This is a genomic window from Rhizobium rhizogenes NBRC 13257 (genome assembly GCF_000696095.1).
In the GTDB taxonomy this organism is placed as follows: Bacteria; Pseudomonadota; Alphaproteobacteria; order Rhizobiales; family Rhizobiaceae; genus Rhizobium; species Rhizobium rhizogenes.
This window is the reverse complement of sequence record NZ_BAYX01000004.1, coordinates 417,736-439,942: the sequence shown is the minus strand read 5'-3', so window position 1 is coordinate 439,942 and position 22,207 is coordinate 417,736. Positions and strand designations below refer to the sequence as shown.

Annotated in this window: 23 protein-coding genes and 1 tRNA gene; 12 read left to right on the top strand and 12 right to left on the bottom strand. The window is 60.7% G+C overall.

Going from position 1 to position 22,207, the window contains the following annotated elements; translation table 11 throughout:
* Positions 1-60 precede the first annotated feature (60 nt).
* The 3 genes from cobT to RRH01S_RS11565 form a co-directional block, all read right to left on the bottom strand.
* Entirely contained in the window at positions 61-1,959 is a 1,899-nt protein-coding gene (gene cobT / locus RRH01S_RS11575) for a cobaltochelatase subunit CobT (RefSeq protein WP_034521589.1), read from the bottom strand.
* A gap of 17 nt (positions 1,960-1,976) precedes the next feature.
* Positions 1,977-2,966, bottom strand: a complete 990-nt coding sequence (gene cobS / locus RRH01S_RS11570) for a cobaltochelatase subunit CobS (RefSeq protein ID WP_007689997.1) — start codon at positions 2,964-2,966, stop codon at positions 1,977-1,979.
* A gap of 308 nt (positions 2,967-3,274) precedes the next feature.
* A complete protein-coding gene (locus RRH01S_RS11565) occupies positions 3,275-3,895 on the bottom strand; it encodes a J domain-containing protein (protein ID WP_007689999.1) in 621 nt (206 codons plus the stop codon).
* A 106-nt stretch (positions 3,896-4,001) separates the two neighbouring features.
* Here RRH01S_RS11565 and RRH01S_RS11560 point away from each other — a divergent pair, with 106 nt between their 5' ends.
* A complete protein-coding gene (locus RRH01S_RS11560) occupies positions 4,002-4,289 on the top strand; it encodes a BolA family protein (RefSeq protein WP_012652592.1) in 288 nt (95 codons plus the stop codon).
* Between the two features lie 6 nt (positions 4,290-4,295).
* Here the strand turns inward: RRH01S_RS11560 and RRH01S_RS11555 are convergent, their stop codons facing one another.
* Genes RRH01S_RS11555 through RRH01S_RS11545 form a run of 3 tightly spaced genes read right to left on the bottom strand, consistent with a single transcriptional unit; the run spans position 4,296 to position 7,323 of the window.
* Positions 4,296-5,606, bottom strand: a complete 1,311-nt coding sequence (locus RRH01S_RS11555; RefSeq protein WP_034521591.1) for an HlyC/CorC family transporter — start codon at positions 5,604-5,606, stop codon at positions 4,296-4,298.
* Positions 5,603-6,736: a 3-dehydroquinate synthase gene (gene aroB / locus RRH01S_RS11550; protein ID WP_042471721.1), complete on the bottom strand. Its 1,134-nt coding sequence runs from the start codon at positions 6,734-6,736 to the stop codon at positions 5,603-5,605. The genes RRH01S_RS11555 and aroB overlap by 4 nt, the downstream gene beginning before the upstream one ends.
* Entirely contained in the window at positions 6,733-7,323 is a 591-nt protein-coding gene (locus RRH01S_RS11545; RefSeq protein ID WP_012652595.1) for a shikimate kinase, read from the bottom strand. The genes aroB and RRH01S_RS11545 overlap by 4 nt, the downstream gene beginning before the upstream one ends.
* Before the next feature lie 160 nt (positions 7,324-7,483).
* Here RRH01S_RS11545 and RRH01S_RS34380 point away from each other — a divergent pair, with 160 nt between their 5' ends.
* From RRH01S_RS34380 to RRH01S_RS11520, 5 genes are all read left to right on the top strand, one after another.
* On the top strand, positions 7,484-7,651 hold the full coding sequence (locus RRH01S_RS34380) for a hypothetical protein (RefSeq protein WP_007690010.1): 168 nt from the start codon (positions 7,484-7,486) through the stop codon (positions 7,649-7,651).
* An 11-nt stretch (positions 7,652-7,662) separates the two neighbouring features.
* The gene (xerD, locus tag RRH01S_RS11535; protein WP_037218894.1) at positions 7,663-8,622 is read left to right on the top strand and encodes a site-specific tyrosine recombinase XerD; all 960 of its coding nucleotides are present in this window, start codon (positions 7,663-7,665) and stop codon (positions 8,620-8,622) included.
* 63 nt (positions 8,623-8,685) lie between these two features.
* Entirely contained in the window at positions 8,686-9,639 is a 954-nt protein-coding gene (locus tag RRH01S_RS11530; RefSeq protein ID WP_012652597.1) for an acetyl-CoA carboxylase carboxyltransferase subunit alpha, read from the top strand.
* A gap of 229 nt (positions 9,640-9,868) precedes the next feature.
* Complete coding sequence (locus RRH01S_RS11525; protein WP_042471717.1) at positions 9,869-11,173, top strand: L,D-transpeptidase family protein; 1,305 nt, start codon at positions 9,869-9,871, stop codon at positions 11,171-11,173.
* A complete protein-coding gene (locus RRH01S_RS11520; RefSeq protein WP_007690018.1) occupies positions 11,166-11,399 on the top strand; it encodes a sulfurtransferase TusA family protein in 234 nt (77 codons plus the stop codon). The genes RRH01S_RS11525 and RRH01S_RS11520 overlap by 8 nt, the downstream gene beginning before the upstream one ends.
* A 125-nt stretch (positions 11,400-11,524) precedes the next feature.
* On the opposite strand, the gene RRH01S_RS11515 is transcribed toward RRH01S_RS11520, so the two are convergent.
* Positions 11,525-12,706: a CobW family GTP-binding protein gene (locus RRH01S_RS11515; protein WP_042471714.1), complete on the bottom strand. Its 1,182-nt coding sequence runs from the start codon at positions 12,704-12,706 to the stop codon at positions 11,525-11,527.
* Between the two features lie 13 nt (positions 12,707-12,719).
* Positions 12,720-13,886 (bottom strand): D-alanyl-D-alanine carboxypeptidase family protein, encoded by a 1,167-nt coding sequence (locus tag RRH01S_RS11510; protein ID WP_012652600.1) that lies wholly within the window; start codon positions 13,884-13,886, stop codon positions 12,720-12,722.
* A gap of 302 nt (positions 13,887-14,188) precedes the next feature.
* Here RRH01S_RS11510 and RRH01S_RS11505 point away from each other — a divergent pair, with 302 nt between their 5' ends.
* From RRH01S_RS11505 to RRH01S_RS11495, 3 genes are all read left to right on the top strand, one after another.
* Positions 14,189-15,349 (top strand): M20 aminoacylase family protein, encoded by a 1,161-nt coding sequence (locus RRH01S_RS11505; RefSeq protein ID WP_012652601.1) that lies wholly within the window; start codon positions 14,189-14,191, stop codon positions 15,347-15,349.
* Positions 15,350-15,469: 120 nt separating this feature from the next.
* Positions 15,470-15,546: transfer RNA gene (locus tag RRH01S_RS11500), tRNA-Arg, on the top strand.
* Positions 15,547-15,658: 112 nt separating this feature from the next.
* The gene (locus RRH01S_RS11495) at positions 15,659-16,150 is read left to right on the top strand and encodes a P-loop NTPase family protein (protein ID WP_234711682.1); all 492 of its coding nucleotides are present in this window, start codon (positions 15,659-15,661) and stop codon (positions 16,148-16,150) included.
* Here RRH01S_RS11495 and RRH01S_RS34795 read toward each other — a convergent pair.
* A complete protein-coding gene (locus RRH01S_RS34795; protein WP_234711681.1) occupies positions 16,147-16,581 on the bottom strand; it encodes a DUF6074 family protein in 435 nt (144 codons plus the stop codon). The two genes, RRH01S_RS11495 and RRH01S_RS34795, sit on opposite strands and share 4 nt — an antisense overlap.
* An 88-nt stretch (positions 16,582-16,669) precedes the next feature.
* On the opposite strand from RRH01S_RS34795, the gene RRH01S_RS11485 reads away from it, so the two are divergent.
* Complete coding sequence (locus RRH01S_RS11485; protein WP_042471709.1) at positions 16,670-17,263, top strand: GNAT family N-acetyltransferase; 594 nt, start codon at positions 16,670-16,672, stop codon at positions 17,261-17,263.
* Between the two features lie 34 nt (positions 17,264-17,297).
* Here RRH01S_RS11485 and RRH01S_RS11480 read toward each other — a convergent pair whose 3' ends face one another.
* The gene (locus RRH01S_RS11480; protein ID WP_039973618.1) at positions 17,298-17,564 is read right to left on the bottom strand and encodes a BON domain-containing protein; all 267 of its coding nucleotides are present in this window, start codon (positions 17,562-17,564) and stop codon (positions 17,298-17,300) included.
* 205 nt (positions 17,565-17,769) lie between these two features.
* On the opposite strand from RRH01S_RS11480, the gene dxr reads away from it, so the two are divergent.
* Positions 17,770-18,963, top strand: a complete 1,194-nt coding sequence (gene dxr, locus RRH01S_RS11475) for a 1-deoxy-D-xylulose-5-phosphate reductoisomerase (protein ID WP_042471707.1) — start codon at positions 17,770-17,772, stop codon at positions 18,961-18,963.
* A gap of 51 nt (positions 18,964-19,014) precedes the next feature.
* On the opposite strand, the gene RRH01S_RS11470 is transcribed toward dxr, so the two are convergent.
* The gene (locus RRH01S_RS11470; protein WP_234711680.1) at positions 19,015-20,283 is read right to left on the bottom strand and encodes an alginate lyase family protein; all 1,269 of its coding nucleotides are present in this window, start codon (positions 20,281-20,283) and stop codon (positions 19,015-19,017) included.
* Between the two features lie 108 nt (positions 20,284-20,391).
* Between RRH01S_RS11470 and RRH01S_RS34790 the strand changes: the two genes are divergently transcribed.
* On the top strand, positions 20,392-20,544 hold the full coding sequence (locus tag RRH01S_RS34790; protein ID WP_234711679.1) for a hypothetical protein: 153 nt from the start codon (positions 20,392-20,394) through the stop codon (positions 20,542-20,544).
* A gap of 354 nt (positions 20,545-20,898) precedes the next feature.
* Here the strand turns inward: RRH01S_RS34790 and hemA are convergent, their stop codons facing one another.
* Positions 20,899-22,110 carry a 5-aminolevulinate synthase gene (hemA, locus tag RRH01S_RS11465; protein ID WP_034522106.1) on the bottom strand — a complete coding sequence of 404 codons (1,212 nt, stop codon included), beginning with the start codon at positions 22,108-22,110 and terminating at the stop codon, positions 20,899-20,901.
* Between the last annotated feature and the right edge of the window lie 97 nt (positions 22,111-22,207).

Below are 22,207 nucleotides of genomic sequence, written 5' to 3'. Positions count from 1 at the left end.
GGACGGCTATCGGTAAGCGCACCGGCCGAACGGCCGATGCTGGAAACAAGCCTAAGGCGTTCAGCTTGCGCGGCGCATACGCGAGCGCGGCTGGCTCGCCTGATCCTCGAACAGCGAGGCAAGCTGCTCGGTCATGGCGCCGGCCAGCTCGTCGGCATCGACGATCGTCACGGCGCGACGATAATAACGCGTGACGTCATGGCCGATACCGATCGCCAAGAGTTCCACCGGCGAACGCGTCTCGATCTGCTCGATCACGGCGCGCAGGTGCCGTTCCAGATAGTTGCCCGGATTGACCGACAGCGTCGAATCGTCGACCGGAGCACCGTCCGAGATCATCATCAGGATGCGGCGCTGCTCACGGCGGCCGAGAAGGCGGTTATGCGCCCAGATCAGCGCTTCGCCATCGATATTTTCCTTGAGCAGGCCTTCGCGCATCATCAAGCCGAGATTGGCGCGCGACCTGCGATAGGGCTCGTCAGCGGATTTGTAGATGATGTGGCGCAGGTCGTTGAGGCGGCCCGGCGTCTGCGGCTTGCCGCCGGCGAGCCACTTTTCGCGCGCCTGTCCGCCCTTCCAGGCCTTGGTGGTGAAGCCGAGAATCTCGACCTTGACACCGCAACGTTCCAGCGTGCGCGCCAGAATGTCGGCACAGGAGGCCGCAACCGTGATCGGTCGGCCGCGCATCGAACCGGAATTGTCGATCAGCAGCGTCACAACCGTATCGCGGAACTGCGTGTCGCGCTCCATCTTGAAGGACAGCGCCTGCATCGGGTCGATGATCAGACGCGTCAGACGCGCCGGGTCGAGATAGCCCTCTTCCAGGTCGAAGTCCCAGGAGCGGTTCTGCTGCGCCATCAGGCGACGCTGAAGGCGGTTGGCAAGCCGCCCGACTGCACCCTGCAGATGCGCAAGCTGCTTGTCGAGGAAGGCACGCAGGCGCTCAAGCTCGACCGTGTCGCAGAGTTCCTGCGCCGTCGTGGTCTCGTCGTATTCCTCGGTGAAGACGTGGTAGTCGACCTTTTCGTTGAAATCGGCAAAGGGCGTGTTCGGACGGCGGGTTTCGCCCGGCGTTTCCGAATCCTCTTCACCCTCTTCGCTCATGTCGTCATCGGAGATTTCGGCGCCGTCCATCTCGCCGTCGTCCATCTGTTCGTCTGAGGCTTCGCTGTCCTCGGCCGGCGCGGAGTCGGAGCCATCGTCGCTCTCGACATCCTGGTCGTCCTGATCCTCGCCGCTCGGCTTGTCTTCCTCGGCAGACTCCTCGTCGGAATCCGGCTCCATTTCCTGGTCGCCGTATTCCTCTGCCATCTCCATGGCCGTCAGCATGCTGCGGACAGCACGGGCAAAGCTTTGCTGGTCGTTGATGCTGGAGGTGAGATTGTCGAGTTCGCCGCCGGTCTTTTCTTCGATGAAGGACCGCCAGAGGTCGAGCACCTTGCCCGCACTTTCCGGAGGCTTCTGACCGGTCAGCTTCTCGCGCACGATCATCGCCATGGCTTCGCCGATCGGCGCATCTTCCTGCCGTTCGATGCCGGAGAAGTTCGCCTTGGCGTATTTTTCCGAGTTCATCGAGTTGAGGTTGGAGGCCACGCCGCTCATGCGCAGGGCACCGATCGATTCGACCCGCGCCTGCTCGACCGCATCGAAGATCGAGCGGGCGTCGGCGCCTTGCGGCGCCATGACGGCATGCACGCGGGCATCATGGCAGGCAAGCCTAAGCGCCATCGAATCGCCGAGACCGCGCGTCACCGCCAGCTCATGCGCCGTCGGCCGCTTCGAAAGCTCCGGCAGGCGAATGCGCTCGCCCGTCATTCCCGGACGCTCGTTGGCGAAGGCGACCTCGACCTCGGCATCGCCGGCGATCGAGCGCACGCAGCCGGTAATCGCCCGACGCAACGGCTCCATGTCCACCGGGGCGCCCGGCTTCGCTTTGGAATTGTCTCCGCGACCTGACATGACTTGTCGGTTCTTCCTTAGGCTTCGAGCACGATGTTGGCAGCACTTTCCTTCAGCTCGATGCCGAAGGCGCGCTGATAATGCTCGGCGACCAGCGGCCGCTCCAGCTCATCGCACTTGTTGAGGAAGGTGACGCGGAAGGCGAAGGCGACATCACCGAAGATTTCCGCATTTTCCGCCCAGGTGATGACCGTACGCGGGCTCATGACGGTCGACAGATCGCCGTTCATGAAGGCAGCGCGGGTCAGATCGGCGACGCGAACCATCTTGGATACGGTGTCGCGGCCCTTCTCCGTGCGGAAGGACTTCACCTTGGCGAGCACGATGTTGACTTCGTTTTCGTGCGGCAGGTAGTTCAGCGTCGTTACGATCGACCAGCGGTCCATCTGCGCCTGGTTGATCTGCTGCGTGCCGTGATAAAGGCCGGTCGTGTCGCCGAGGCCGATGGTGTTGGCGGTCGCGAACAGGCGGAAGGCCGGGTGCGGGCGGATAACGCGGCTCTGGTCGAGCAGCGTCAGGCGGCCGGAGGATTCCAGCACGCGCTGGATAACGAACATCACATCCGGACGGCCGGCGTCGTATTCGTCGAAGACGAGCGCAACATTGTGCTGGTAGGCCCAAGGCAGGATGCCGTCCTTGAATTCGGTGATCTGCAGCCCGTCCTTGACGACGATCGCGTCCTTGCCGACGAGGTCGATACGGCTGACATGGCTGTCGAGGTTGATACGCACGCAGGGCCAGTTGAGGCGGGCGGCGACCTGCTCGATATGCGAGGACTTGCCGGTGCCGTGGTAGCCCGAGATCATCACGCGGCGGTTATGGGCAAAACCGGCGAGGATGGCGAGCGTCGTCTCGCGGTCGAACAGATAGTCGGTGTCGAGATCAGGCACATAGGCGCCGCCCTTGCTGTAGGCCGGAACGCGAATATCGGAATCGATGCCAAAGACGTCACGGACCGAAACGGTGGTGTCGGGAGTCTCGGAAATATCAAGGTCAATCTTGCTCATCATGTCTCCAAGGCGGGTGACTGTCACCCAGCCATATCAATCTCAGCCATTTGTATCATGACGCCGCAGTTTATTGCCCGCATCCGTCTGGTCGGAACATCGGCGATACTTCTCCGGGACTGAAGCGAAACCTCGACGCGATGAAATGATCGCTTGCGAGCATTCTTGAACAGAGTCCCGGACAAGAAACGCCGCATCCGGAAAGTCGGCCGAGGTGCAGCCAGCCAATTGCGCACCCCGCCGCAGTTGCCCACGGCCTCAGCCGATTTGGACCATACCTGATTGAAGACGGAGAGCAAGGACAGGAATTAACAAAAACCGTTCTGTTTCAATAATTGATAAGCCTGGATGACCGCGCGGAAGCGCTCCTCCGAGCCGCGGTCGCCGCCATTGGCGTCCGGATGATGTTTTTTCACCAGTTCCTTGTAGCGGCTCTTGATTTCCGTCGAGGTGGCGTTGGCGCCGAGACCCATCGTATCGAAGGCCTTTGCCTCCAGCGTCTTCAGCTTGCGCTGCTCTGGAAAGCGCGGCCCGCTGCCCCGGCCGTCGCCATCCTTGACGAAGCCGAAGGGATCGCGAACCCGCGTATAGGCACCGGAGCGGACTTCCGATTGCAGAGGGCTGTTCTTCGCCGCCTTGTTGACGCCGACGGTCCAGGTCGGACGATGGCCGGTGATCGCTTCCTTCTGGTAGCGCGCGATCTCGCCGTCCGAGAGGCCGGAGAAATAATTGTAGCCCTTGTTGTAGTCCTTGACGTGCTCGAAGCAGAACAAAAAGAACTGCCCTTCCGCATTGCGCCCGACCGGAGCGCGATGCGTACCCTTTTTGTCGCAGCCGTCCCACTGGCACGTTGGCGGCGCCTGTTCGGGCTCCGGCTCACGTCTGCGGCGGGTTCGAATGCGATCGAAATATTTTGAATCAAGTTTCATGACGCCCTAATTATGAGGCCTCGATTACCCCACAACAAGAATTGACAAATGGGAATGTTATAGGCTTTGTGGGAACCTTTTTCGCGAACGAGGAAATGGCGGGAATATGGAAACGACGCTACAATCCCGCATTGAAAAAAAGCTCGTCGACGCCTTCGCGCCCGAGCGTCTTGCGGTCATCAACGAAAGCCACATGCACGCCGGCCACCAGCCCGACATGACCGGAACCGGCGAGACTCATATAAGAGTTCGAATCGTCTCCGCCAAGTTCGCCGGCATGCCCCGCCTTGCCCGCCACAGGGCGATCAACGAGCTTTTGAAGCCGGAACTGGATGCAGGACTGCACGCGCTCGCCGTGGAACCGGCGGCGCCTGGAGAAGCGGTGCGCTGGTAGCGAGCCCTATTCCGGCTTGTTCTCTTCCGTCTCGGCGGGGCGGATACGTAGCTTGGTGATGCGGTTCTTTTCCCGCTTCATGACGATGAAGCGCTTGCCGTAGAAGGTGAAAGCCTGGCGCTCTTCGGGGATAGTCATTGATTCGTGGATGACAAGGCCGGCGATCGTCGTTGCCTCCTCATCCGGCAGATGCCAGTCAAGCGCGCGGTTCAGGTCGCGGATCGGCACTACGCCATCGACGACGATCGAGCCGTCCGCCTCCTGGCGCACGCCCTGGATATCGAGATCGTGCTCATCGGCGATATCGCCGACGATCTCTTCCAGAATATCCTCTAGCGTGACGATGCCCTGCACCTCGCCATATTCGTCGACGACGACGGCGAAATGCTGCTTGCGGCGCAGGAAGGCATTCAGCTGGTCTTCGAGATTGGTGCTGTCCGGCACGAACCAGGGCTTCTGGGCGATCTTGACGATATCCAGGTTCTCCGGCTCGGCATTGCGCTCGGCCAGCGCCCTCAGGAGATCCTTGGCGTGCACGACGCCGATGATATTGTCGATCGTGCCACGCCAGAGCGGCATACGCGTATAGGGGCTGTCGAGAATGGCGCGCACCACGACATCGGGCGGATCGTCGGCATTGATGGCACGCATCGCTGTGCGGTGGACCATGATATCGGAGAGTTCCAGCTCGCCGAGATCAAGCACGCCGCCCAGACGGTCGCGGTCAGCCTTGACCACCGACCCCTCGCGATGCAGCAGATCGACGGCGCCGCGCAGCTCCTCATGCGCCGACAGCATCGACACTTCCCTGGAAAGGTTGATGCCGAAGACGCCGAGAATCTGCCGGACGATGGCATTCACGAAACTCGATATCGGCCCGACGACGGCGACGAAAAGGCGCACGGTGCCAGCAACATTGAGCGCAAACCGATCCGGCGCCGAGATCGCCCAGCTTTTCGGTAGCACTTCCGCGAAAATGACGAGGATGACGGTCATGGCCAGCGTTGCCAGCGCTACGCCGGAATTGCCGAAGAGACCGAGAAACACGCTGGTCGCCAGCGACGACGCCAGAATATTGGCGAGGTTATTGCCGATCAGCAGCGCACCGATCAGGCGGTCGCGGCGTTCGATCAGCTTGCGCACGATCCCCGCCCGCTCGTCGCCATTGGCCTCCAGCGTGTGAACGCGGCTACGCGAGGCCGCCGTCAGCGCGGTTTCCGAACCGGAGAAAAACGCCGACAGCAACACGAGCACGACGATCGAGGCGATCTCGGGCCAATATTCCAACAGAACCGCCAGCGTGCCTTCGACCGTCATTGCGGATGTTTTTCCTTGAGGAAGCTCAGAACCTCGGAGGACGGGACATCATCGGCCACGAAGGACTGGCCGATGCCGCGGGTGAGGATGAAGGTGAGCTGTCCGCTCTTGACTTTCTTGTCCTGCGCGATCGCATCCATCAGCACTTCGGCCGGCGGCAGCTCGCCTGGAATATCGCCCATCCGCGTCGGCAAGCCGACCGTCTTCAGATGTGCCGCAACGCGCTTGGCGTCATCGGGGCTTGCCAGATTGAGGCGCGAGGAAAACTCATGCGCCAGCACCATGCCGATCGCTACCCCCTCGCCGTGCACCAGCCGGCGGCTGTCATAGGCGGTGGCGGCCTCCAGGGCATGACCGAAGGTATGGCCGAGATTGAGCAGCGCTCGCGGGCCGTTTTCGCGCTCGTCGGCGACGACGACATCGGATTTCGCCTGACAGCTCGCCGCGATCGCCTCGATGCGCGCGGCACCTCCGGAAAACACATCCTGCCAGTTCGCTTCCAGCCAGGCGAAGAAATCCGGCTTGTCGATCAGGCCGTATTTGGCGACTTCGGCGTAACCGGCGCGGAATTCGCGTTGGCTGAGCGTGTTCAGCACGTCGGTATCCGCCAGCACCAGGTCCGGCTGGTGGAAGACGCCGACCAGGTTCTTGCCGTGATGCGTGTTGATGCCGGTTTTGCCGCCGACGGAGGAATCCACCTGCGACAGCAACGAGGTCGGCACCTGCACGAAACGAACGCCCCGGCGCACGATGCCAGCGGCAAAGCCGGAGAGATCGCCGATAACACCGCCGCCGAGCGCAATGACGGCATCGTTGCGCTCGATGCGCGCGGTCAGCACGGCGTCGCAGACGGTCATCAGATGTTCGAAGCTTTTAGTCTTCTCACCGGCCGGAAGCACCAAGCTGGACGACTGGATACCCGCCGCCTTAAGGCTCGCTGTCAGTGCATCGAGATAGATCGGCGCGACGTTTTCATCGGTGATAACGGCGGCCTTGCGGCCCTTCAGCCTCGTCGCGATTTCCGCGCCTGCCCGGGCAATCAGTCCCGGACCGATCAGAATGTCATAGGCGCGCTCGCCGAGCGGCACGCGGACAAGGCGTTCCGCTGGCGCGGATGTGATCGCATTCATGGCGTCTTGCTTTCCTGTCTTCCCTCGGCGATGGCCACAAGGACTTCATTGACCATGATATCCTTGTTCACATCGCGAGATAAAACCACGAGATCGGCTTCCGCATAGATCGGATAGCGCGCGGTCATCAGTCTTTCGAGGGTCTGTTTCGGGTTCTCGGTTTTGAGCAGCGGCCGCGTATCGCGCTTGCTGACGCGCTCCCACAGCACGTCGAGATCGGCCTTCAGCCAGACCGACAAACCGCTGCGTTTGACATGCCGGCGCGTGCGTTCGTTGATGAAGGCGCCGCCGCCGGTGGAGACGACGCGCGGCCCGCCCTTGAGCAGCCGCTTGATCACCCGCATTTCCAACGCCCGGAACTCCTCTTCGCCGTAAGCGGCAAACAGTTCCGGGATCGTCATGCGCGACACACGCTCGATCTCGATATCCGTATCGACGAAAGGAATGCCCAGCTGGTTTGCCACCACCCGACCGATCGAAGATTTACCAGCCCCCATCAGCCCGACGAAGACAAGATTACGCGTGCCCAGTGCGGCGCGCGCCCTGTCTCTGAGGCTTTCTGCAAGGGTCAGGACTTGTTCACTCATTGGCCCATTCACAATTTGTTTGGAAACGGTATCGTCAAATGCGCCTTTAGCGTCAAGACGCAGCAACGTAAACATGCCTGCATTATCCTTCGGCTAACGCTTGATGCATATGATTATAACCGATTACCGGACCAATGATTGGGACGAGGAGAGTTTTTGAATGCCGACCCTATTTCGTTTCCTCGTCATCTGCGCGGTCATCGCCGGATCGGTGTATGGGGCAATGTGGGCGCTGGTTCTCTTCGTCGATCCACAGCCGCGCGATGTAACGATCCGCCTGCCGTCGGAACGGATCAATCCACCAACGACCGGCTCGGTGAAACCATGAGGGCTGAGGCCATGGCGAGGGATTTGAGCCGCGTCCATATGGAAGCCTTTCTGGAAATGATGAGCGCGGAGCGCGGAGCGGCGGTCAACACGCTGCAATCCTACGAGCGCGATCTTGATGACCTCCATTCCTTTCTGTCCGAGCGCAGCGTCCGCCTGACCGAGGCCGGATCGAACGATCTCGGCGCCTATCTCTCCGGCCTGTCGCGCCAGGGCTTCAAGCCGTCGTCGCAGGCACGCCGGCTTTCGGCCATGCGCCAGTTCTACAAGTTCCTCTATGCGGAGGGGCTGCGCACGGACGATCCGACCGGCATTCTCGACGCGCCGAAGAAGGGCCGCGCCTTGCCGAAGACCATGGGGGTCGAGGAGGTGACGCGCCTTCTCACCCAGGCGGAAAAGGAAGCAGCCGAAGAAAGCCCCGATCAATTGCAGCGCCTGCGCATGTTGGTTCTCCTGGAACTGCTCTATGCCACCGGCATGCGGGTCAGCGAACTCGTGACCCTCCCGGCCAAGGTGCTGGACCAGGAAGGGCGCTTCCTGATGATCCGCGGCAAGGGCAATAAGGAGCGGCTGGTGCCGCTGTCGCAATCGGCCATCGCGGCGCTGAAAACCTATGGCAAGCTTCAGACGCAGGTGGCGGCCAACACCAAGCAGCCGGCACCGGAAAGCGCCTGGCTCTTCCCCGCAGCCTCCAAGCAGGGCTATCTGCCGCGCCAGGTTTTCGCGCGCGACCTGAAGGATCTCGCCATCCGCGCCGGGCTGACACCGTCGCTGATCTCGCCGCATGTCATGCGTCATGCCTTTGCCAGCCACCTGCTTGCTAACGGCGCAGATTTGCGCGTGGTGCAGGAATTGCTCGGCCATTCCGACATTTCGACGACACAAATCTACACACATGTACTGGAAGAACGCCTTCACCAGCTGGTGCAAACGCATCACCCCCTTGCCAAACAGGGCAAAAAACAGGAATAGGACCGGCACATAGATTATACGGGCCGTCTCTCGTCATAAGCAAAAGGATCGGAAACGCACCTCATGCACAATTATCTCGACTTCGAAAAACCCATCTCGGATCTCGAAGGCAAGATTCACGAGCTCAAGAAGCTCGCGAGCGAAGATGAGAGCATCGACACTTCGGACGAAGTGGGCCGGCTCGAGATTCGTGTTCGCGAGTCGATGGCCGACATCTACTCAAAGCTCAACGCCTGGCAGAAGACGCAGGTTGCCCGTCATCCGCAGCGCCCGCATTTCGTCGACTATGCCAAAGCGCTGTTCACGGAATTCACGCCGCTGGCCGGCGATCGCAAATTTTCCGAGGATGCCGCCATCCAGGCTGGCTTCGCCCGCTTCCGCGGCCAGCCTGTCGCCGTCCTCGGCCAGGAAAAGGGCAACGACACCAAGTCGCGCCTGAAGCATAATTTCGGCAGCGCCCGTCCCGAAGGCTACCGCAAGGCGATCCGCATCCTGGAAATGGCCGACCGTTTCCAGCTTCCGGTGATCACCCTCGTCGATACCGCAGGCGCCTATCCCGGCGTCGGAGCCGAAGAGCGCGGTCAGGCGGAAGCGATCGCTCGCTCCACAGAAATGTGCCTTGGCCTCAAGGTGCCGATCATCTCCGTCGTCATCGGTGAAGGCGGCTCAGGCGGCGCCATCGCGATCGCCGTCGGCAACCGCGTCTACATGCTCGAGCATTCGATCTACAGCGTGATTTCGCCCGAAGGTGCGGCCTCGATCCTCTGGCGCGATTCCACCCGCGCCAAGGAAGCCGCCACCAACATGAAGATCACCGCCGAAGACCTCAAGGGGCTTGGGATCATCGACGGCATCATCCCCGAACCGCTCGGCGGCGCGCATCGCGACCCGCAGACGGTGATCGCGGCGGCCGGCGACGTGATTTCCAACGCGCTCGGCGAACTCTCCAGCCGTTCGGGCGAACAATTGCGCAGCGACCGCCGGCAGAAATTCCTCAATATGGGTCGCAATCTCTAATTCGGATTTGATATCTGTAACCGCTCGGAACGGGAATGAGGCCAAATCTTGGCCACATTCTTGTTATCGAAGCATTATTGGCAAAGAAAAGCTTGCGACCGCGCCGCGGGCGCGTCATAGGCTGGTAAGGAATTATCAAGCATAAGCCGTCTATGCTTCCGTTTCATGTTTGGAAGGGGCGGCGAAACAGATCGTACGGCCGCTCTTCGCATCTATGGACTAAGTCAGAATGCGTATCCGTCACCTTGCCTATATGTCCCTGATGGCGCTGGCTCTCGCCGGCTGCAACGACGCGCTCGATACCGCGTCGATCGACCTGTCGAAGGTAAAGAACAAGGTCGAGCAACCGCTCCCCGACCGCATCCTTGCCGACATGACGAAAAAGGGCATGGACCGCAATTCGCCGATCATGATCCGTATCTTCAAGGAAGAAGGTACGATGGAGATCCTCAAGGCGAACCAGAACAATCGTTTCGAAGTGATCGCCAGCTACAGCATCTGCGCCTGGTCCGGCCGTCTCGGCCCGAAGGTCAAGGAAGGCGACCGGCAAGCGCCGGAAGGCTTCTACAATCTGACGCCGGCCAACCTCAATCCGAATTCCAAATACTATCTCGCCATCAATACCGGCTTCCCCAACCGCTATGACGCCGCCAATGGCCGCAGCGGCAACAACCTGATGATCCACGGCGCGTGCTCGTCGTCGGGCTGCTATTCGATGACCGACCAGCAGGTGCTGGAAATCTATGCCTTCGCGCGCGACGCCTTCAAGGGCGGTCAGAAGACAATCCAGCTGGAAGCCTTCCCCTTCCGCATGACGGCGGAAAACATGGTCAAGCACCGCCTCAGCTCCAACATCGAATTCTGGAAGATGCTGAAGGTCGGCTACGACAATTTCGAAGTGACCAAGCGTCCGCCGGAAGTCGAGGTCTGCGAGAAGAAATACGTCTTCAACCAGCAGTCCGGCGGCCCGTTCACCGCCGGCGGCAAATGCCCGGTGATGACGACACCGCCGGCGCTGCAGACCGCGCTTGCAACCTATGACAAGCAGTACCAGGCCGACTACGGCACCGCCCTGAAGAAATTCGACGGCATGGCCTGGTACGACCCGACCGAAGCCGAGCGCAAGGCCGTCGTTGCCAAGCAGCGCAAGGGCCACGATCTCGCCTATGCCCCGACCGGCACGGCGCTCGCCGCCGGCAAGATGATGAAGGTCGCCGATCTGGAATCGATGATGTCGAACCAGTCGGCACAGCAGATCGCGCGCGGCGCCACCACCGCCAATCCGACGACGGCGAGCATCCGCATGGCAACGGCCGCTCCGGCTCCGGTGGGTCCCGTTGCGCAGCAGCCGGTCCAGACCGATGAGATCGCAATCGCCACCAACATTCCCGCGAATGTGCCGATCCCGATGGCAAACCCCATGAACCCCATGGCCAGCGCGCCGCTCGCCTACGCACAGCCGCCGGTGGAAACCGCGCAGACCGACTCGGCCAAGAAGCCGCCCTTTTGGAAGTTCTGGGCCAAGGGTGAATAGCCTGGACGACGGGGTCTACGACCTGCGCGGGCTGAAATGCCCGCATCCAGCGATCAAAACGGAAAAACGCCTGCGCGGCATGCCAAGCGGTGCGGTTTTAACCGTTGAAACGACCGATCCCCTGGCAATCATCGACATCCCGCATCTCTGCAACGAGCAGGGCCATATCCTGCTGTCGAGCGAGAAGACCGAACGCGGCCATCGGTTCGTGATCCGCAAGGGGTAGCTAGTTGCAGCCGGTGGGCCATCCTCGTGGTTCGAGGGTCGCTTCGCTTCCGCCTCACCCTGTGAGGTGGCCCACAGGGCTCTCGAAGGGCGAGGCGGGTGTCTGATGTAGGCAGTATTAGGCTCTCAGAACCGCATACCCGGAACGGCGAGCGGATTGTCCTGAAGTGCGGTGCGATCCGGCATGTCGATGCTCGGCTTGCTGAGGAACGCGTCGAACAGGCCCTTCACGAAATCCTCCGGCAGATCCTTGGTGATGATCACCATGCGCGTGCGCCGGTCGTTCGGATCGGGCCAGACCGGCAGACGTACCGGCGGATGGAAGATATTCTGCACGCCATGCAGCACCACCGGACGCTCCGGCCTGTCCGACACGGACACGATCGCCTTCATGCGCAGGAGCTTCTCGCCATGCGCCGAGCGCAGCAGGTCGATGAACATTTCCAGCGCGACCGGATCGATCGGCTGCGTTTCGATGATCGAGAAGGATCGGATCGACCCGTCATGACGGGTCACGTCATGGGCGTGCTGATGCCGGTGGCCATGATGATGGTGCCCATGTCCGTCATGGTGATGGTCGTGATCGTGCCCATGGTCGTGGTGGTGATGATCATGGTCGTGATCATCCGCCTCCAGCTCGTCGTGCAGCCAGCGGCCGACGTCGGCAATCTTTGAGGCGGGATCATAGAGGCCATTGACGAGAATGGCGGCGCGGCCGGCCTCATCGCTGTCGGCCTTCAGCATTTGTGCCCGTGGATTGAGTGTCCTTAGCCGGCTTTCCAAAACACCTGCAGGAGCAGCGCCCTCGATACCGGTCTTGGAAACGATCAGCCGGTCGGCAACCGCCACCTGCTTGCGCGCTTCCTCGTGATTGTCGAGCGTCTGCAAGCCGTTGACGGCATCGACGACTGTGATCACGCCATCCAGATCGAAATTGTTGGCGATGATCGGATTGCCCATGATCGACTGCATCACCGGCGCCGGATCGGCAAGGCCTGTCGTCTCGATGACGACGCGCTTCAGCGGCTTGATGCGGCCAGTCTGCATGGCGTCCATCAGGTTCGCCAGCGTATCCACCAGCTCGCCGCGCACCGTGCAGCAAAGGCAGCCATCGGAAAGCTCGATGATGGCGTCGCCGGAGCTTTCGACCAGAAGATGGTCGATGCCAACATCGCCAAACTCGTTGATGATGACGGCCGCGTCGCGCATATCCGGATCCTTGAGGATGCGGTTCAGAAGCGTCGATTTACCGGCTCCGAGAAAACCGGTGAAAATCGATACCGGCACCCTCTGCTGCGGATTGCTCATGGTTCAGATCCGATCAGAAGGTGGGGCGTGGCATGGGGATCGGGATGCCGATAACGGAACCCGAGGTGGCGAGCTTGTCGCCCTTCGTGGTCTTGTCGCCCTTGGCCGTCAGGTCGGTCTTGTCGCCCTTGCTGGCGGTCGCGGCGTCCTGCCCGCCGATCAGGCCGGCATAGACGAAGTTCGGCTCGTGATCCATTTCGTGGATATAGGGCGAGGTCACCTTCATGCGGCCGGCTTCATCGCGCGTTTCGCTGCGGATCTTCGCGCCCTTGGCGCTGCAGATTTCGGCGGTGAGATCAGCGACCTGGTCCTGGCCCGGCCCATAGGGCCTGAGGTTCGCCAGCGTGTCCTTGCCGGAAAACTGGTTCTGGAAGCCCTTTTCCAGGAAATTGGCGGAATCATCGGCACGCGCCGCCAGGCTGTCCGTGCCGAGCACGACCGAGATCAGCGTACGGCCATTGCGGGTGGCGGACGCAATCTGGTTGAAGCCAGCAGCGCAGATAAAGCCGGTCTTCATGCCGTCGGCGCCATCGTAGCGGCCAATGAGCATGTTGATGTTCGGCACCTGCTTGACGCCGTTGGTGAAACCTTCCAGCGAGAAATAGCCGGCATATTGCGGGAACTCGCGACGCAGCGCGACGCTGAGAACAGCAAGGTCACGCGCGGTCGTATATTGGCCCTGGCCGGGCAGGCCGTTGGGATTGATGAAGTGCGTGTCGAGCATCCCGAGACGGGCCGCTTCCGCATTCATGCGTGCCACGAAGCCCTGCTGCGAACCGCCGATCGTCTCGGAAACGGCCATGGCGAGGTCATTTGCGGACTTGACCAGCATCATCTTCAAAGCATTGTCGAGCGTCATCTTCTGGCCCGGCTTGAAATACATCTTCGCGGCCGGCTGCGCGGAGGCAAGCTTGGACATGACGACGGGCGTGTCGAGCGAGACCTGCCCGGACTGGATGGCGCGGAAGGTGACGTAAGCCGTCATCAACTTGGTCAGCGACGCCGGATACCACTTGCTGAAGGCTTCCTGATGATCGAGCACGCGGCCGGTATTGGCATCGACGAGGACGTGCGGATTGGCATCGGCCACCTCAGCGGTCGACAGGAAAAGCATGGATGCGGCGGCGGCCATGGGAACAAGCCGCAAGGCGGCATACAAACGATTCTGCTTCGTCGGCACGATCTATCCTTCAGAAGTCCGAAATTCTCTCGAAAGCTCCGCCTATTTAACCTATATGGCTAGGAGAAGGCAAAGGCGATCGACGAGTTTATTTACCCGGAGGACCATACATTCGCCGAAAGCGAAACGGGTGCTCCAGTTCCATGAATTCAGACCATCTTACTCTTTTTCGACAGAAAAGTGGATGGTTTGGGATCACAGCCTTTTGATCATGCGCAGCGCTTTGAAACATGCGATGCGATGGTGATACGTGTTTGCCAGACCGAGTGCCGAACCCGATATTGAGCAGCAGGAAAGTCAATATGCCGATCTTGAACAGAGCCGCCGAACTTCAGGACGAAGTGACCGAATGGCGCCGCCATATCCATACGAACCCAGAACTCCTCTACGCGGTGGAAAAGACCGCCGCCTTTGTTGCCGAGAAGCTGAAGGCATTCGGCGTCGATGAGGTTGTCACCGGCATCGGCCGCACCGGCGTTGTCGGCCTGATCCGTGGCAAGGGTCCGGGCCGCACCGTCGGCCTGCGCGCCGACATGGATGCGCTGCCGCTCACCGAAATCTCCGGCAAGCCCTGGGCCTCCACCACGCCCGGCAAGATGCATGCCTGCGGCCATGACGGCCACACGGCCATGCTGCTGGGCGCCGCGAAATATCTCGCCGAGACCCGCAATTTCAGCGGCAATGTCGCCGTGATCTTCCAGCCAGCCGAAGAGGGCGGCGCCGGCGGCGACGCCATGGTCAAGGACGGCATGATGGAGCGCTTCGAGATCGCCGAAGTCTACGGCATGCACAACCTGCCGGGCCTGCCGGTCGGCCAGTTCGCCATCCGCAAGGGGCCGATCATGGCAGCGACGGACGAATTCACCGTCACCATCAAGGGCCGCGGCGGTCATGCCGCCTTGCCGCACAAGACGATCGACCCGATCGCCATCGGCGCCCAGATCATCACCAACCTGCAGCTCATCGCCTCGCGCAGCGCCGACCCGCTGAAGTCCGTGGTCGTCACTGTCACCAAGTTCAATGCCGGCAACGCCTATAACGTCATTCCCGACAATGCCGGTTTCGCCGGCACGGTGCGTACGCTCGATCCGGCGATCCGCGATCTCGCCGAGCGGCGCTTCAAGCAGATCGTCGCCGGCATTGCCGCCAGCCACGACGCCGAGGTCGATATCGAATTCCAGCGCAATTATCCGGTGACCTTCAACCACGCCGACGAAACCGACTATGCGCTTGCCGCCGCCCGCGACATCGCGGGTGTCACGAACGTCGTCCCCGATGTCGATCCGATGATGGGCGGCGAGGATTTCTCCTACATGCTGAACGCCCGCCCCGGCGCCTTCATCTTCATCGGCAACGGCGACACGGCAGGCCTGCACAACGCCGCCTACGACTTCACGGACGAAGCTATCGCCCACGGTGTCTCCTATTGGGTCCGCCTCGCCGAACAGCGCCTGGGCGCCTGAGGCTCCGCCGCCATTTGCCGTGCGCCTGACTAGGGCGTACGGCACCGCAAAAGCGAATTGTCCCTAGGACGTAAAAGGGCTTGGCTTCGCGCCTTTGCTTTTGTATGGATCATCTCATGTGGTCTCGTAGCTCAGCAGGATAGAGCACCAGATTCCTAATCTGGGGGTCACGCGTTCGAATCGCGTCGAGATCACCATCTTCTTCCTGAAACGACCACTACAGCCTTTGCGCCGATACCTCTGTCAGACTATCTTTCATCCATGACGCGGGTGATGGTGATCGGCAATGCGGGCGGCGGGAAGTCGACAATGTGCAGGATTTTGAGCACTGCACACGCGCTCCCCTATTACGCCATCGACAATATCCAGTGGAAGCCGAATTGGGTTCAGGCGTCTCGGTCTGAATTTACCGCCTCCCACGAGGCCTGGCTTTCACAAGAGCGCTGGCTGATCGACGGCTACGGATCGTGGGACTCCGTTCAACGTCGTATGGAGATGGCGGATACGATCGTTTTCGTCGATCACCCGATCTGGGTTCACTACTGGTGGGCCAGCAAGCGCCAGGTGAAGTCGCTCTTCTTTGGCCGCCCGGACGGGCCGGAAGGATGCCCGATGTTTCCGGTGACCATTCGTCTCTTCAAGATGATGTGGTCGCTGCATCGGGACATGCGGCCAAAGCTGCTTGCGGCCATCGAAGCGCATCGCGGGCACGCCCGGATCATCCATATTCGATCGCCAAAACAGCTTGCCGTGTTTGCCGCCGATCCAAGATCGGCGGCCCCAGAGCTTCGAAAGAGCTAGGCCAGCGCCTCTTCCGCAGCAAACACCAGCTCCAGCTCCATCTGAACCGCGCGCATGAACAGGCCGGCCTGATGACCAATCTCGTCCTCGGCGACACCCTGCCCCCTTAGCCCGGCTGCAAATCCGGCCATTTCCGACCGCCAAAAGCGATTTGCCGCCTCCCCATGCAATTGCTGCAGGGCTTCGGCACACCGTCTTACGTCTGCGGTTCGTCTGTCGGCCGGGAACTGTAGAAGCGTCATACCATCTCCGTCATTGCGGTTCGAATCACATAGCAATGCCGGTACCATCGCCGCCAGTTCTTCATAAAACGTGAACCATCTCAGAAGATTGCGCTCGAACAGCCAATGGAGATGTCGTGCTCGAACCAGCACATGAGCGCATTCGCTTGTCGCATAGGCTGCCCACGGCGTGTCGGTTGGCTTTTGCATATTGCCCTTGCAATTCGACGCGCCAGTTCCGATTGCTGTTTTAACATCCGAACGTGATCGGCATTGCCGTATCGACCAAGGAGCAGAGATGGCAGAACAGCAAGCGAGCGCAAGCTCCATCGTCCTGGCCGAGCCAAGCCTGCTGAACTTATCGGGCTTCGAGGACGCGCTGGCAAAGGGATGGTCACCCGATCCCAGGCGCCAGCAGGACAAGGCCTATGTCGAAGCCGAACTGGCTGCGCTCAGATATGACAGAGCGGGCTTCCTTGCCCGCTTCACATCCGGCGATGTCATTGCCACATCGGTGTCCGACCGCAGACCTCAGCATTTGGTCCTCCGGCCATTCTGGATCTGGGATGGAGAATTCTGCGGCTACATCACATTTCGGCATCTGCCCGGAACAAGCCAATTGCCGCTTCATCTACCGGGCCATGTGGGCTACTCGATCGTCCCGTGGAAACAGGGCAGAGGCTATGCCACGCAGGCGCTACGGCTCCTGCTGCCAATTGCAGCGCAGGCCGGCTTTGAAAGAATAAGCATCATCTGCAACGAAGATAACCTTTCATCGAGGCGGGTGATCGAGAAAGTAGGCGGCGTACTCTACCGCACCGGTGCCGATCCATCGGATGACCCGGATACGATCAAGCTGTTCTTTTGGTTGGCAACATTAAGCGGCTTGTAAATCTATGCGCGCCGGTCACAGTTTTCCGCACACCTCACCCGACCAGGATCCTGTTCCTCACCAGCCTCACCCCCGGCATCGCCTCCGCCACCGCGCTTGCGCGCTTCACCTCGTCAGACGTCGCCACTGTTCCAGCGAGGCGGATCTCCTGGCCGACGGCGGTAACCGTGACGTCGGAGGCGTCGAGACCGCCGGCGACGGCGAGTGCATTGGCAACCTCGCATTCCAGCGCGGAACGCATCGCGTTTTCGCTTTCGATCGTCGGTGCGATGCCGTGAAATGTAGCCGCCTTGAAAACCATTACCTGCTCGTCTCCTGCCGTTTCGCCGACATGAAACGTGGCACTCGGCAATTTGTTCACCGGCGGCACGTAAATTATCATTAAAATCAGTAATCTCCGGAGTGCTGGGCCGGGAGCGCGCGTTCGCCGCCAGGCGTGCGGACTTGCCGCCCTTCGCGATCTTCTGTAGAGCCATGGGCGACGACAGCAAGATGCGGATACCTGAATGACAACCGGGAGCAAGGCCAAACGCCGCCTGACGATATTGGGTTCGACCGGCTCGATCGGCCAGAACACGCTCGACGTCATTGCCCAACTGGGCGGACGCGACGCCTTCGAAATCGCAGCGATCACCGGACACGACAATATTGACCTCCTGGCAAGCCAGGCGAAAGCCTGTGGCGCAGCACTTGCCGTCACCGCCAATGAAGACCGCTATCAGGCGCTGAAGGATGCCCTAGCCGGCACCGGCATCGCCGCGGCCGCAGGCCGGAACGCATTGATCGAGGCTGCCTCCATTCCCTCGGACTGGGTAATGGCGGCAATCGTCGGCACGGCGGGCCTGGCGCCAACGCTTGAAGCCGCGCGGCGGGGCGCCGATATCGCGCTTGCCAACAAGGAATGCCTGGTCTCAGCCGGCGATCTTTTCGTGCGCGCCGTCGCAGAAGGCGGCGGACGGCTGATCCCGGTCGACAGCGAACACAGCGCTATTTTCCAGGCGCTGGAGGACGACCAGCAGCATGCGGTGGAACGCATCATCCTGACAGCCTCCGGCGGCCCCTTCCGCACCTGGTCGCGTGAGCAGATGGCCAATGTCACGCCGGCGACCGCGCGCGCGCATCCCAACTGGTCCATGGGTTTCAAGATCTCGATCGGCAGCGCCTCGATGTTCAACAAGGCGCTCGAGATGATCGAGGCCAAGCACCTGTTCAATGTCCGCCCGGACCAGATCGAGGTCGTGGTCCATCCGCAATCCGTCATCCATTCCATGGTCGGCTATACTGACGGCTCGGTGCTGGCGCAGCTCGGCTGTCCGGATATGCGTACCGCCATCGGCTATGCGTTGACCTATCCGTCCCGCACGAAACTCGACGTCGAGCGGCTGAATTTCACCAAGCTGGCGCGGCTGGATTTCGAGGCTCCGGATGAAGTTCGCTTCCCGGCGCTGCGTCTGGCGCGTACCGCCATGGAGCGCGGCGGACTGCAGGGCGCCATCATGAACGCGGCCGAGGAAATCGCTTTCCATGCCTTCGTGGATGGCCGTATCGGCTTCCTGGAAATGGCCGACATCGCCGAAGCCGTGATGGACCAGATGATCGCCACCGGCACCGCCGAAACGATGGATGCGGTCTTTGCCGCCGATGAGGAGGCGCGCCGTCGCGCGGGCGTCCTTGTGGCTCAACGGGAAAAGGCCGCGTAGCCGAGACTCCGGCGCAAATCCGAAAATCGAAAGCTCGTCGCCGCCAAACTGTCAGTCAAGCGTATAGAGAAGTGTGCCGTAGCCGAGCTGGTCATAGCCGCCACTGTTCGGGCCATAGTCGCCGCCGCCGCCTTCGGGACGAAGTTTGGCGGCGAAGGCGGAAACATTCGGGGCATCGAGCCCTTTCAGGACGACATAGTGGTTATAGAGCATCTCCCAGATCGGCCGCTCCGTTCCTCTGTCCGCCTCTGAAATCGCCGTCTGGGTGACGTCGCTGTTTTTATAGGTTGTGTACGGCACATCGTAGCCCAGATTGTATTTGGCGGCATATTCGGCACCGGCCAGCACGAGGTTGTTGTCGTAACCATAGAGATCGTCGCCCTGCGACCAAGCCATCTGGCAGATCGCGCCGACGAGAGCGATGTCGAGTGTCGTGTGTCCCTGGTCACGCCCCGACTCCTGGACTTGCGCCAGTCCGCCGTCATAGACCTTCCAGAACGTCTTGTTCAGCGCTCCATTTCCGGCGCCATTGTAGAGGTAGTCGATCGCCTCTTTGTAGATATCGACCCTATCCGTCAGCACCCCGATCGCCATTATCGAGGCAAGGTTGGAAAGATCCCAATTGGCCCAATAGTGGTCGACCTTGGCGCCGTTGTGCCGAACCAGAAAATCGTGGTTCATCGGGTAGAATATCGTAAGCATCATGGTCTGAAATCTGGCGAAATCATCGCCGGACCAGCCGCTATAGCCGCGCATGATCTCCGCCGCATTGGCCATTTCATAGCCGTAGATTCCCGCTGCGAGAAACTTGTCCGAGGTGCCGTCCACTTCCGTCAGCGTCGAGGACCAGTCGTTCAAGACCTTGATGGCCCTGATCGCGTAGGCCGGATCTCCACTGATCTTCCAGCGCAGAGCCAGGGCATAAGCGGCGGCGGCATCGTTGAAGAGCAGCGCATAGTTCTGGGCATGAACACCGTCATTGCCGCGAAAAATGACGGATACCGGCCTCGGCGTATACCCCAGTGACGCATGCCTGTTGTTGATCAGCTTTTGCCAGCCGCTGACGCTGGGCTCGGAACCGGCGGCGATCTGCTTGATGATCCGGTCGAAATCCGCTTGGCTCTGCAACAGGCCAGGATGGATGAATGTTCTTGCGCTGCTGCTTGTCGTGATCGTGTCGGTCTGGCCGGTAGCGCCGCCGTTGGTGGAAGCATTGTCGGAGGTCGAACTGGTGTTTCCTGCCGAAGCCTCCTCTTGCGGCGCGGCGGCACTCGTCGTGGAGACCGCGCTATCGGCTATGGCTCCTGCCTCCGATGTCACTGCCGATGAATCGCTGTTTGCGCTCGCTTGGCTCGTCGACGGCGCCGCTGTTTGAGTATCGGCTACGCTGTTATCAGTCAGGTTTTTGTTCAACGCGGAGACAATGACATGGACAAGGATATCGACGGGATTCGAATTCTTGCAGCCCGCCAGACCGAGGCAAAGAACCATCGCTACGACCAAACCAGCTTTTACTCGCTTGCTGCCATGGTCATGCACATACATAGTTCACCCGGATCCGCGTTGAGAAATTCCGCGTGACCGCCAGTTCTCGTAAGCCGCAAAACAGCTCGCCCACCGACAGCCTCGACTATTCCACATGACATAGATCACGGGCTCAACGTCCTTAGACCTAATTTTAGAAATTGGAGCTGTCTGCGCTCGCTTAACGAATGCCGCCTTCCAGAAAACAGCGCATAGCGGATTTCATCTGCGCATTTTGTATCTCTGTCGAGATCGGAGGCAAGCCGATGTCGTTCGCTCTCCCGACCGGCAACAGCTATGCTCATAGAGCGGTTCCTGGAAAAGTTATTTGTCTGGTTTAAATCATGCATCGGCGCTGCTGAATGCTACCGCAATCAGCAGATGTCACGACAGGATCAAGATGACAGGGCTTTAGGCCACAGCCCTTGCCAGCGCACAACGCGACCAGAGCGCGTGCAACGCTCCGACCAGATGCTCGATATCGGCGTCGGAATGCAGCGGCGTCGGCGTGATGCGCAGGCGCTCGGTCTTCTTCGGCACGGTCGGATAGTTGATCGGCTGGACGTAGACGCCGTTGTCGAGCAGGAGATCGGAGATCCACTTGCACTTGGCGGCATCACCGACCAGAACCGGCACGACATGGCTCGGGTTCGGCATATGCGGGATACCGGCGGCATCAAGCTGGGCGCGCAGCCGGCGGACACGGTCCTGATGGCGCGCGCGTTCGAACTGGCTGACCTTCAGATGCTGGATCGAGGCGACAGCGCCGGCGGCGAGCGAAGGCGGCAGCGACGTCGTGAAGATGAAGCCAGAGGAGAAGGAGCGGATGTAATCGCAAAGCGCCGTCGATGCGGCGATGTAGCCGCCCATGACGCCAAATGCCTTGCCGAGCGTGCCTTCGATGACCGTCAGCCGATCCATCAGCCCCTCGCGCTCTGCGATACCGCCGCCGCGCGGACCGTACATGCCAACGGCATGCACTTCGTCGAGATAGGTCATCGCACCGTATTTGTCAGCGAGATCGCAGATTTCCTTGATCGGGGCGATGTCGCCATCCATTGAATAGACGCTCTCGAAAGCGATCAGCTTCGGCGCCTTCGGATCGGCGGCCTTGAGCTTGGCTTCGAGATCGTGCAGGTCGTTATGCTTCCAGATGACCTTGGCGCATTTCGCGTGACGGATGCCCTCGATCATCGACGCATGGTTCAGCGCGTCGGAGAAAACGATCAAGCCGGGAATACGTGTGCCGAGCGTGCCGAGCGTCGCCCAGTTGGAGATATAGCCGGAGGTGAAGATCAGAGCGGATTCCTTGCCGTGCAAATCGGCAAGCTCCTGCTCGAGCATGACATGGTAGTGGTTGGTGCCAGAAATATTCCGGGTGCCTCCCGCACCCGCGCCACAGTGATCGATCGCCTCTTTCATCGCCTCGATCACTTTCGGATGCTGGCCCATACCGAGATAGTCGTTGGAGCACCAGACCGTCACTTCCTGCGGGCCGTTGGGCGTATGCCGGGTCGCGCGTGGAAAGCTGCCGCGATGACGCTCCAGATCGGCGAACACGCGGTAGCGGCCTTCCTTGTGCAGCCCGTCCAGCTCGCCCTTAAAAAATGCTTCGAAATCCATCATCTGCTCCAGAACCATGCAACCGTTTTTCCTGAATGCCGGTTCGCACGTCAACCCCTCAACATTGCTTTCACGCCCCACTGCGGCAAATGGCCCT